Below are 11,176 nucleotides of genomic sequence, written 5' to 3'. Positions count from 1 at the left end.
GACGGGAAGGTGACGGTCGGACCAGAGACTGCCTGACATTCCCCATACCGTCCCGAGAGACCCTGACCAGGCGCGATGGCCGGGGTTCGCTGCCGCCTGCCCGCTGATCTCTATTTTCGGGTCAGAGGTCCCTTTCGGGGATGGTACGGGGAAGATCAACCGTGACACGGCGCCGGGACGAGCGCGGGACGCCGTTCACCCACCAGTCCGTGGCGTACCAGGGAGAGGTCTTTCAGTCCCGTCGACAGGTGGTCGAGACTGGCCGCGATCCAGGGTAGCTGGAGGGGGTCGGGGCTGGTCAGAGCGGTCAGACGCTCCTGTGTGGTCTCGCCGTAGAGGAGGCTGACGGCCACTCGTACGCGCGCCGTGGCCGGGTCGTCGCCGAAGGCGTGCCCGGGCAGGACGCCGATGCCGTGCTCCTCCAGCAGGCGCTTGGTGATCTCGGCGGCGCCGCCGAGTCGCAGGTGGCTCAGGTCGGGATAGATGTAGAAGCCACCTTGGGGGACGGGGACACTGGCCCCGATCTCCGCGAACCTCTCGTACACGGCCCTCGCGACCACGCCGTGCAGCCGGCGGCTGCGGACGATGCGGTCGGTGAGCGGGCCAGGCTCGCTGAAGGCGTAGGCCGCGGCCTCCTGTACGGGTGCCGCCGGCGCCGACCAGATCTCACTGGCCACCGCGAGCAGCTTCGCGCGCAGGTCGTGGCCGCACTCGGGCAGCCTGGCCACGCCGATCCGCCAGCCGCCCAGCGCCAGGCTCTTGCTCAGCCCGGTGGTGACGATCGTGCGCTCGGGCGCGAGATCGGCCGGTGAGATGTACGGCAGGGCCGGGTCGTGCAGCAGGTCCCGGTAGATCTCGTCCGAGATGATCATCAGGTCGAGCTCGCGGGCGACCGCCACCAGACGGCCGACGGTCGCCGGTGTGGCCAGCCGTCCCGTCGGGTTGTCCGGGAGAGTCACCAGGACCGAGCTCACGGTCCTGCCCTGGGCCCTGGCCAGCCGCACCTCCGCGGCGATCAGGTCCGGGTCGGGAACTCCGCCCTCTCCTGGGGGTGCGGGCACCAGGATGGGGCGTGAGCCCACCAGATCGGCCTGAGCGGCATAGCTGACCCAGCTGGGCATGGGCAGGACGATGTCTCCGCCGATCGCCAGGAGCAGGCCGTACAGCAGCGACTTGCTGCCCGGCCCGCAGACGACCAGCTCGGGGTCGGTGTTGAGCCCCCGTCGTGTCCAGTAGCCCGCCGCCGCCGTCCGCAGGCCGGACGCCCCCGCGACCGGCCCGTAGCCGTTGCGTTCTGACGCGGCGGCCAGCTTGTCGCGCAGCGCCGGGTGGACGGGCAGACCGGCCTCACCGAAGGCCAGGTGCAGCACGCGTTCCCCGGCGCGTCGTCTTCGTTCGATGTCCTCGTTCGCCGCGAGAGTGGCGGACAAGGTAACAGTCATGTTTGTCACGTTCCCAGCGTGGTTGTATGAAGGCATCAGCACAAGCGAGGCTTTTTGTGGGTAGGCATAAGGAAGTCCGATGCTGGAATTGCGGCGATTGGTCCTGATCTGCGAGTTCGCTCGTCGCGGCAGTATCGCTGCGACGGCGGCGTCGTTGGGTTACAGTCCGTCGGCTGTCTCCCAGCAACTCGTGGCGCTCGAACGCGAGACCGGTACGGCGCTGATCGACAGGACCGCGCGCAGTGCCGAGCTCACCGACGCGGGGCGGCGGCTGGTCGCCCACGCGGAGCGGATCCTGTCAATGGTCGAGGAGGCCGAGTCCGATCTGTCCGCGCACGCGGCGACCCCCGTGGGGCGGGTGGTGGTCACGGCCTTCCCGACGGCGGCGGTGGCGTTCGCGCCCGCGCTCGCGCGCTCGCTGCGCCGCCACACGGAGCTGACGCTCCGGCTGGGGCAGAGCCGGTCCGGGCGCGGCCTGCGCGAGGTGCAGTCGGGGGAGGTGGACATCGCCCTGGTGGACGACTGGTACGGCCGCGTACGCGACAGCGAGAGCGTCCGGGTGTTCCCGCTGCTGCACGATCCCCTGGTGCTGGTGGTGCCGCGCAAGCACCGCCTGGCCGATCCCGACGTGCCGGTGGACCTGCGGGAGCTGCGGGACGAGCCGTGGATGGCGACGCCCGACGGCGAGCCCTCCCGGCTGGCCGTGGACCGGCTCCTGGTGGACGTCGGCGGCACCCGGCCGACGCCGTGGGAGTTCGAGGGGCTGGGGACGATCCTGTCGCTCGTCGCCAAGGGGATCGGGATCGCCGCCGTGCCCGCGCTCGCGCTGGCGGCCGGGGTGCGCGGGCTCGCGGTACGCCAGTTCCCAGGGAACCCGGTCGGGCGTGACGTGCACGCCGTCGCGCGTGGCTCCAGCGTCCACCGGCCCTCGGTGTCGGTGACGCTGCGGGCGATCCACGTGGCCGCCCGCTACATCGCCGCCGACCTGGATCCGGTACACCTCGCCGACCGTTCTGGCGACAGTTCACTCGCCGCGGACGACCCGCTCGCCGACTGGCGCGAGAGACCGTTCCGCGACACGGTGGGCCGCCCCTTCGGCGAGTGACCCGAACAGGCCGGCCCGTGACGCGGTGGGCGGGTCGTCCGTCCACCCGAGCAGGCCGATACGTGACGAGGTAGGCCGGTCGTCCGGCGGGTGACCCGCTGGAGGCGGTAGCGTCTGGCGTCATGGCGCCGACGTACGACATCGAGCACCTCCTGCTCTCCCAGCCGAGCACCCGCACGGTCGCGGGCGTCGACGAGGTGGGCCGGGGCGCATGGGCGGGCCCGGTCACGGTGTGCGCGGTCGTCACCGACCTGTCGGAGCCACCGGCCGGACTGACCGACTCCAAGCAGCTCTCCGCCGCCCGTCGCACCCCGCTCGCCGCCGAGCTGACCTCCTGGGTGGCGGGTTTCGCGTTCGGCGAGGCCACCCACACGGAGATCGACACCCTCGGCATGACCGAGGCCCTGCGCCGGGCCGCCAGGCGTGCCCTGGAGGCGCTCTCCGTACGCCCGGACGCGGTGATCCTGGACGGCAAGCACGACTACATCGGCGCTCCCTGGCCGGTGCGCCTGGAGATCAAGGGGGACGCGGCGAGCATCTCGGTGGCGGCGGCGTCCGTCCTGGCCAAGGTGCGCCGCGACGCCTACATGGGGACGATCGGCTGCGAGGAGTACGGCTTCGCCGAGAACGCCGGCTATCCCTCACCCCTCCACCAGGAGGCCCTCGCCCGGCTGGGGCCCACCCCGCATCACCGGCTCTCGTGGTCCTACCTGGACGATCTTCCGCAATGGCGGCATCTGAAGCACCACCGCGATCCGCTCGCCGGCGAGGGACAGGCGAGTCTTTTCGCGTAACCGAGGCCACTCTTTTCCGCGTGGCCGGCGCCGGTCTCTTCGCGTAGCCGGGGCCGCGCGTCATCATGGGTCAGGTGCGAATCGGAGTCTTTCTGATCGTGGCCCGCTTTCCAGGACACGAGCCCGGACGGCTGCTGGCCGACGCCGTCGACCTCGTCGTGGCGGCCGAGGAGGCCGGCTTCGACGACGCGTGGATCGCCGAGCATCACTTCATGTCGTACGGCGTCTGCCCGTCGGCCATCACCCTGGCGGCAGTCGCGGCCGGCCGGACCTCGCGCATCGGACTGGGCACGGCCGTGAGCGTGCTGTCCACCCAGCATCCCGTGGCGCTGGCCGAGCAGGCGGCGATGTTGCACCATCTGTCAGGCGGGCGGTTCACCCTCGGCGTCGGCAGGGGCGGGCCGTGGGTGGACCTGGAGGTCTTCGGGACCGGGATCGAGCGGTACGAGCGGGGCTTCGGTGAGTCGCTCGACCTCCTGCTCCAGGCTCTTTCCCGCGGCCGGGTGGCGGCCGACGGCGAGTTCTTCAGGTTCCGCGAGGTCCCGATGGTGCCGGAGGCGAGGATGCGGCCGGTGGTCGCGTGCACCTCGGAGGCCACCGTCGGCCTGGCGGCGGCGCGCGGGCTGCCGATGCTGCTCGGCATGCACATCGGGGACGCGGAGAAGGCGGCGCTCGTCGGCGACTACCTGGCCCGCGGCGGCCCGGCGGCGGCCGCGCACATGGCGGCGGGCGTCGGATACGTCGCCGACTCCACGGCCCAGGCGGTGCGGGAGCTCAAGGAGTCGATCCCCCGGTGGCTCGGACCGGGGCTGGCGGGATACGTGCCGGTGGACGACCGGCCGCGACCGGCGCGGAACATCCCCGCGTACGTGGACCTGCTGACCCTCATGCATCCGGTCGGCTCGGCCGAGCACTGCGCGGAGACCCTCCGGCGTAGCGCGGAACGCACCCGGATCGAGCGGTTCGTCCTGATGGTCGAGGGGATGGGCGAGCAGCGGCGGACGCTGGAGAACATCCGGAGGTTCGGGGCGGAGGTGCTGCCCCTGCTGCGCTGACCGGCGAGCCGGGCGGAGCCGGCTCGCCGGACAGGGCTCAGCAGTCCACCAGCTCCGGTTTCTGGTTGAGAATCTGGGCTCGTGGAGTGACGAAGCCGGCCAGGGCCTCGGTCGCCGCCGGGTCGAAGACCGCGACCCGATGGCAGTTCTGGAAGGCCAGCCGCACCCCGAAGTGACGCTCGAGCGCACCGCGCATCGAGTCGCTCGCCAGGCAGCGCAGCAGCTCGCCACGGGCCTGCTCGGACGGTGGCGGCACCTCGTTGTCGGCGAACTCGGCCCCGGTGTGCTCACGCTGCTTGACCAGCTCGCTGATCAGCGACCACGCGTAGGGAAGTGAGTCGCGGACGCACGCGATGAAGGCCGCGTCATCGACGTCACCGGCTTGGGCCTGGTCGAGCAGATCCTTCGGAACGGTCAGCGACATGCTGTCTCCTTTCGGAAAGGGTCGAATCTGAACGCTAGGTGGGACAGGGGGAGTGCTCCAGATGCCTGGCGGGCACACTCGTGTGGTTCACGGGCCGTACACGAAGTCCGGGTCTATCTGGGCGGAGAGGTCGGAGCCTGTCCGCTCGTCGCCCCACGCGCGGGCGTTGCGCAGGTGGAACTCCACGGTCTGCCGGCCGAACCTGGGCCAGTCCTTCTTCTGCTCGTCGAGCGTCTTGCGGAGCACGGCCAGCGTGTCGGCGTTGGCCGGCTCCAGGTCGTCGAGGGTGAAGTGGTGGCCCTGCTCCATGGCGCGGACGGCGGCCGAGTGTCCCATCCAGGTGAGCAGGTCGTCACCCACCTCCGCGCGCAGGAAGTCGACGTCGGACTGGTCGTGGACCTTGTTGCCGACCACGGCGAGCGGGACGTCGTACTTGGCGGCGTAGTCGCGGTACTGGCGGTAGACGCTCACGCCCTGCCTGGTGGGTTCGGCGACGAGGAACGTCAGGTCGAAGCGGGTGAACAGGCCCGAGGCGAAGGAGTCGGCGCCGGCCGTCATGTCCACCACGACGTATTCGCCCGGCCCGTCGACCAGGTGGTTGAGCAGCAGCTCCACGGCGCCGACCTTCGAGTGGTAGCAGGCCACGCCGAGGTCGTCCTCGCTGAACGGGCCCGTCGCCAGCAGGCGCGGCCCGTCGGGGGCGGTGAGGGCGAAGGGGTCGGCGGCCAGCTCCTCGAAGGTCAGCAGCTTGGAGCCGCGCCCAGGCGGGGTCGTCTTGATCATGGCGTCGGCGGAGGGGATGCGCGGGTTGGCGCCGCGCAGCCGGTCCTTGATCTCGGTCAGGTGGGCGCCGAGCGGCTCGGGCTGCCGGTCGAGGCCCAGGACGAGGGCCAGGTGCTGGTTGATGTCGGCGTCCACGGCGACCACCGGGCCGCCCTGACTCGCCACGTGTCTGGCGAACAGCGCCGACATCGTCGTCTTGCCGCTGCCGCCCTTGCCGACGAACGCCACTCTCACGAGGTGCTCCTGCGGGTATGAAAATCGTTTCCGTTAGGACGTCACCATCATGCCACACTCCGTACACGCTCGGTACGTTGATTCGGGCACGCGACGATCTCGGCGGGATCGGTCAGCGGCAGGTGGCGTCGAGGCTGACCGGGGCCTCCGGCGTCCTCTCCGGGGACCGCGGCCGGCCGGCGGTGGCGGACCTGGTCGACGGGCGGTGGGACAGCGCCTCGGAGACCTTGCGCCGGATCTGCGACCAGTCGGGGTAGGCGGTGTTGATCAGCGGTGGGACGAAGCTGAGGCTGCGGATCCTGGTGTCCTTCACCCGCTGCGCCAGGTCCACGGCGGCCGGCAGGAGTTCCTGGGGCAGGTCCGTGGAGATGGCGCGTTTGGTGGCCGCGGCCAGGCGTTCGAAGCTGTTGAGCACGGTCATTGGATCGGCCTGCTTGGCGACCGCGTTGAGCAGGCACTTCTGGCGGCCCATGCGGACGTAGTCGTCGCTGTCCGTGCGGGAGCGGCCGTACCACAGGGCCTGTTCGCCGGTGAGCTTGCGGGTGCCGGGCGGGAGCAGGCCCTCGCGGGAGCGGCCGTACACGATGGGGTCCTCGATGGTGACCTTCACGCCGCCCATGGCGTCGACGAGTTCGGCGAAGCCCTTCATGTCGACCATGGCGTAGTAGTTCACCGGGAGGCCGAGGATGTCGCCGATCGTCTGCTTGAGCAGGGCCGGGCCGCGCTTGCCCTTCTGCACGCCGGGCACCATGTCCGGATGGTCCTCGGCGTACTGGAACACCTCGTTGAGCAGGCCGGGCGTGTCCGGGACCGAGCCGGTGAAGCCGCCGGGGAAGCGGTCCCGCGCCGGGCCCGCGGGGAACCTGACCTGTTCGAGGTTGCGCGGCAGGCCGAACAGGGTGGTCGCGCCGGTCTCGGTGTCCACGCTGGCCACGGTCATGCTGTCGGTACGCACCCCGGGCCGTCCTGGCGCCGCGTCCGCGCCGACGAGCAGGAAGTTGACCCGCTCGGCGCCGCTCCACGGGTCTTCGGCCACGACTGGGGTACTGGAGGTGGTGGAGAAGAGGCTGTTGACGACGTCGCGGGACACGTACGCGAGTCGCGCGCCGTAGGCGGTGGGCGCCAGGACGAGCGCGCAGAGGGCGATGGTGAGCGTGGTCGTGAGGAGGCGGCCGACGGTGTCCGAGCGCGGGGGGCGTACGAGGAGGAAGGACCAGACGATGACGCCCGTCCAGGCGAGCGCGATCACCACCAGCGCGACGGTGAGGACGATGAGCCAGCGGGGCTGGACCGCCAGCGACAGGAGGTCGACGCTGAACGCGGTGAACACGGTGAGCACGCCGGCCAGCATCAGGACATGGGCGACCATGAGCGCCAGGCCCGTCCGGCGGCGCTCGGCGGCCAGGTGCGCCACGCCCCAGAGCAGGGTCGATGCCAGCGTCAGTGCGAGGCTGGCCCCCAGGCCGAATCCTCGATCTTTCCCCGTCATGCCCCATTGCGTGCCCATTGACGTCACCTTATTAATGAGATGTGTGTGAGTAACGGTGTGCGGGGAAGCGGTGGGTCAAGTCCCGGTCAAGACCTCCTTGAGATGTGAAGTGAATGTGAGCAGGCGGCGCGGCAGCTATGGGTTCGACGCACCGTGGGCGGTGGCCGGTTTGCTTTTCGGAGCGATCGGGCTGGCCGCTCTCGCGGTGGTCTCGTTCGCCGTCGACATTCCGGCGGCGGGGCTCGCGTTCCTGGTCGGCGCGCTCTACACGCTGGCCAGCGCCGTCAGCCACCTCTACACGACGCGCCGCGGCAGGTTCGCCGTCTGGGCGGAGGAGGTCCGGCGGTTCCACGGCGACGAGCGGCTGCTCGACCTCGGGTCCCGGCGGGGCGCGGTGCTGCTGGCCGCCGCCGAGCGGCTGGCGGACGGCCTGGCGACCGGCGTCGACGCGTGGCGGGGCGACGCGGAGGCGGTGACCAGGGCGAACGCCGAGGCGGAAGGCGTCTCCGACCGGGTGCGGCTGGTCTCGGGGGACCTGCGTGACCTGCCGTTCGACGACGAGACGTTCGACGTGGTCGTGTCGAACCAGGCGCTGCACCGCATCCGCGACGCCGAGGGGCGCGCGCGGGCCGTACGCGAGGGCTACCGGGTGCTGCGGCCTGGCGGGCTGATGCTGCTCGCCGACGTCAAGCACACCACCCCCGCGTACGAGGCCACGCTGCGCGACCTCGGCGTCGTCGACGTACGCCGGCGCGACGCGGGATGGCGCTTCTGGTACGGCGGCCCATGGTCGGGCACGGAGATCGTCGAGGCCAGGAAGTAGCCCACGTTTGCCCGCTGGTGACCGGGTATCCAGATGCCCTTATGAGCGACGTGGAGACCGGCACGATAAGTACCAGGGTGCCCGCACGGCTGGATCGGCTGCCCTGGTCGCGCTGGCACTGGATGATCGTCATAGGTCTCGGCACCGTCTGGATACTCGACGGACTCGAGGTCACCATCGTCGGCAACCTGTCCGCGCAGCTCGCCAAGCCCGGCAGCGGCGTGGACATCACGCAGGCGCAGGTCGCCGGCGTGGCCGCGGCGCTCTACGTCGCCGGCGCGTGCTCCGGCGCGCTGTTCTTCGGCTGGCTGACCGACCGGTTCGGCAGGAAGAGGCTGTTCCTCATCACGCTCGCCGTCTACCTGGTGGCGACGCTGATGACGGCGTTCTCGTTCAGCGCGTGGTGGTTCTTCCTGTTCAGGTTCATGACGGGGTTCGGCATCGGCGGTGAGTACGCGGCCATCAACTCGGCCATCGACGAGCTCATCCCGAGCCGTCACCGGGGCCGGATCGACATCCTCATCAACGGCAGCTACTGGCTCGGGGCCGCCGGTGGCGCGCTGCTGACCGTGCCGCTGCTGAACGACCTGCCGGTCAACATCGGCTGGCGCGTGGCGTTCGGACTGGGCGTGGTGCTCGGCCTGGCCATCCTGCTCGTACGGCGGCACGTCCCCGAGAGCCCGCGCTGGCTGTTCATCCACGGCAGGGAACAGGTGGCCGAGGAGATCGTCGGCGACATCGAGCGGCAGGTCGGCGGGGACCTGCCGGAGCCCTCGGAGGCCATCACGGTGCACCAGCGCAAGTCGATCGGGTTCGTCAGGATCGCGCACACCATGGTCGCGCTCTACCCCAAGCGGACGGTGCTCGGGCTGTCGCTCTTCGTCGGACAGGCGTTCCTCTACAACGCGATCACGTTCGGGTACGCCCAGATCCTCTCGACGTTCTTCCAGATCGACACGCACACCGGCTACTACTTCGCGGTGATCGCGATGGGCAACTTCCTCGGTCCGTTGCTGCTCGGCCCGCTCTTCGACACGGTCGGCAGGATTCCGATGATCTCCGCCACGTACATCGGTTCCGGGCTCCTGCTGCTCGGCACCGCCTGGCTGTTCGACCAGGGCGCGCTCACCGCGGTGACACTGACCGCGTGCTGGTCGGCGGTGCTGTTCGTGGCCTCGGCCGGGGCCAGCTCCGCCTACCTGACCGTCAGCGAGATCTTCCCCCTGGAGACCAGGGCGATGGCCATCGCGTTCTTCTACGCGATCGGCACGGCCGCCGGCGGCATCACCGGGCCGCTCCTCTTCTCCTCGCTGGTCGAGACAGGGGTGCCGGGGGACACGGCGCTGGCGTTCACGATCGGGGCGCTGGTGATGATCGCCGGAGGGCTGGTCGAGCTGTTCCTGGGCGTCAAGGCCGAGCGGAAGGGGCTGGAGGAGATCGCCGCGCCGCTCACGACGGCCGAGACAGGGCGGGCGGTCTGACCGTGGTGGCGATGCGGGCCACGTGGTCGATGTACGCGGTCGGCAGGCCGTACAGGATGCCGGCCGTCTCCTGGTCGTGGATCACCGGCAGGGTGGCAAGCGCGTCGGAGGCCAGGGCGCGGCAGTACTCGATCGTGTCGGGCACCATCCGGCTCGCCCGCAGCCTGCGCAGCACCTCCGCCACCTGCTCGTCGCTCATGTCCCTGCCGAGCAGATCCCGCACGTCGGCCCTGGCCAGCAGCAGTGGGAGGCTGTAGACGCCCTGGCGCAGGTCGTTGCCCGCGGGCTTGCCGAGCTGCGCGGTGGTGGCGGTCAGGTCGAGCAGGTCGTCGAGCACCTGGAAGATCAGCCCGAACTTCTCCCCGTACGCCGCCATCCGCGCCCGATCCTCGGCGGAGGCGCCCGCGCAGACGGCGGCCACCAGGCATGCGGCCCTGAAGAGCGCGGCGGTCTTGCCGGTGACGGACCTGATCGCGTTCTCCGGGGTGCGGTCGGGGTCGTACAGCTCGCTCGTCTCCAGGAACTGCCCCTCGGCCAGTTCGACGACGGCGGCCGCCAGCACCTCGGCGACCGGCCTGGACACCGCCGTGATGGCCGCCAGCCCGGCCCTGGCGAGCATGAAGTCCCCGATGACCAGCGCCTTCCCCTCGCCCAGCTCGGCGTTGAGCGTCCTGGTGCCGCGGCGTTCCGTGGCCCGGTCCATGAGATCGTCGTGTACGAGCGAGCCGGCGTGGATCAGCTCGACGCAGGCCGCCGCCGTGACCACCCGCCGATCCGGCGCCTTGCCGAGCGCGAGGGACGTGGCCAGCGTCATCGCGGGACGCAGCCGCTTGCCACCGGCCGAGACGATGCGCTCGGCGCCCGCGTTGATGCCGGAGATTGTGGACGACCCGCTCAACCGCCGGATCCTGGCCTCGACCTTCACCAGTCCCTGCGCGATGGCCGGACTCCGCATGAGTTGATCCATGCCTCCCAGCCTGCGTCGAGATCGCTGTGCCAGGGCTGAGAAAACCTGAGTGTGCTCTCAGCGTTGAGACCCGCCTGGTCCGCTCATAGGAGTCGTGGGCGAGTCAGGAGGCCCAGGCCGCCAGGAGGTCGTCCGGCCCCCAGAGCTGGTCCAGCGGGAGGCCGGGCGCCGCACCCGCCCGTGAGACGGCGACCGTGGGCGTGGCGGCGGTCGTGCCGGGGACGAAGGTCGCGCCGCGGACGAGCTCGTCGTAGTCGTGGCGGTCGAACGGACGACCGTCCAGCCACTTGATCGATCCGACGAAGTGAACATGCCCGGCCACGGGCCCCTTGTCCGCCCCCACGAGGTCGATTTCCGGGTTGTTCTGGCGGTTCCACCAGCCGCCGATCTCTTCCGTGTCGGGCCAGGTGTCGTTGGGCAGGGCTCGGGCGAGGGTTTGGCGAATGAAGGGCTCGACCGCTCGTCCGCGCCACGTCGTCCAGGATCGTTCGACGCGCCGCAGCGCGAGGTCGGGGCGGCCGCGCTCGCTGTCGGCGATCGCCCGCCGGAGGAACGCCAGCCAGAAGCGCAAGATCCCAT

The 11,176-nt window shown here is 70.7% G+C and carries 11 protein-coding genes; 5 read left to right on the top strand and 6 right to left on the bottom strand.

Going from position 1 to position 11,176, the window contains the following annotated elements:
* Window positions 1-155 precede the first annotated feature (155 nt).
* Window positions 156-1,442, bottom strand: coding sequence for a pyridoxal phosphate-dependent aminotransferase (locus tag ITP53_RS08775; RefSeq protein ID WP_195894809.1), 1,287 nt, complete (start codon window positions 1,440-1,442; stop codon window positions 156-158).
* 79 nt (window positions 1,443-1,521) lie between these two features.
* Here ITP53_RS08775 and ITP53_RS08770 point away from each other — a divergent pair, with 79 nt between their 5' ends.
* The 3 genes from ITP53_RS08770 to ITP53_RS08760 all read left to right on the top strand — a co-directional run bounded on the left by ITP53_RS08770 (window position 1,522) and on the right by ITP53_RS08760 (window position 4,396).
* Window positions 1,522-2,547, top strand: a complete 1,026-nt coding sequence (locus ITP53_RS08770) for a LysR family transcriptional regulator (protein WP_236050599.1) — start codon at window positions 1,522-1,524, stop codon at window positions 2,545-2,547.
* Window positions 2,548-2,669: 122 nt separating this feature from the next.
* Window positions 2,670-3,341, top strand: a complete 672-nt coding sequence (locus ITP53_RS08765; protein WP_195894808.1) for a ribonuclease HII — start codon at window positions 2,670-2,672, stop codon at window positions 3,339-3,341.
* 65 nt (window positions 3,342-3,406) lie between these two features.
* Complete coding sequence (locus ITP53_RS08760) at window positions 3,407-4,396, top strand: LLM class flavin-dependent oxidoreductase (RefSeq protein ID WP_207755687.1); 990 nt, start codon at window positions 3,407-3,409, stop codon at window positions 4,394-4,396.
* 37 nt (window positions 4,397-4,433) lie between these two features.
* Here ITP53_RS08760 and ITP53_RS08755 read toward each other — a convergent pair whose 3' ends face one another.
* The 3 genes from ITP53_RS08755 to ITP53_RS08745 form a co-directional block, all read right to left on the bottom strand.
* Window positions 4,434-4,820 (bottom strand): SCO5389 family protein, encoded by a 387-nt coding sequence (locus tag ITP53_RS08755; RefSeq protein ID WP_195894806.1) that lies wholly within the window; start codon window positions 4,818-4,820, stop codon window positions 4,434-4,436.
* Window positions 4,821-4,907: 87 nt separating this feature from the next.
* The gene (locus ITP53_RS08750) at window positions 4,908-5,837 is read right to left on the bottom strand and encodes an ATP-binding protein (protein ID WP_195894805.1); all 930 of its coding nucleotides are present in this window, start codon (window positions 5,835-5,837) and stop codon (window positions 4,908-4,910) included.
* Window positions 5,838-5,949: 112 nt separating this feature from the next.
* Window positions 5,950-7,344 carry an LCP family protein gene (locus ITP53_RS08745; protein ID WP_236050598.1) on the bottom strand — a complete coding sequence of 465 codons (1,395 nt, stop codon included), beginning with the start codon at window positions 7,342-7,344 and terminating at the stop codon, window positions 5,950-5,952.
* A gap of 97 nt (window positions 7,345-7,441) precedes the next feature.
* On the opposite strand from ITP53_RS08745, the gene ITP53_RS08740 reads away from it, so the two are divergent.
* A complete protein-coding gene (locus tag ITP53_RS08740; RefSeq protein ID WP_195894804.1) occupies window positions 7,442-8,149 on the top strand; it encodes a class I SAM-dependent methyltransferase in 708 nt (235 codons plus the stop codon).
* Between the two features lie 41 nt (window positions 8,150-8,190).
* Window positions 8,191-9,630 carry an MFS transporter gene (locus tag ITP53_RS08735; protein WP_195894803.1) on the top strand — a complete coding sequence of 480 codons (1,440 nt, stop codon included), beginning with the start codon at window positions 8,191-8,193 and terminating at the stop codon, window positions 9,628-9,630.
* Here the strand turns inward: ITP53_RS08735 and ITP53_RS08730 are convergent.
* Both ITP53_RS08730 and ITP53_RS08725 read right to left on the bottom strand, forming a co-directional pair.
* Complete coding sequence (locus ITP53_RS08730) at window positions 9,599-10,597, bottom strand: polyprenyl synthetase family protein (protein ID WP_195894802.1); 999 nt, start codon at window positions 10,595-10,597, stop codon at window positions 9,599-9,601. The genes ITP53_RS08735 and ITP53_RS08730 overlap by 32 nt on opposite strands.
* Window positions 10,598-10,700: 103 nt before the next feature.
* Window positions 10,701-11,168 (bottom strand): DUF234 domain-containing protein, encoded by a 468-nt coding sequence (locus ITP53_RS08725; RefSeq protein WP_207755685.1) that lies wholly within the window; start codon window positions 11,166-11,168, stop codon window positions 10,701-10,703.
* Window positions 11,169-11,176 lie beyond the last annotated feature (8 nt).

It is taken from the genome of Nonomuraea cypriaca, from assembly GCF_015645445.1.
Lineage (GTDB): Bacteria > Actinomycetota > Actinomycetes > Streptosporangiales > Streptosporangiaceae > Nonomuraea > Nonomuraea cypriaca.
Note: the sequence above shows the minus strand (reverse complement) of the source record. Positions and strands in the feature narration are given on the sequence as shown.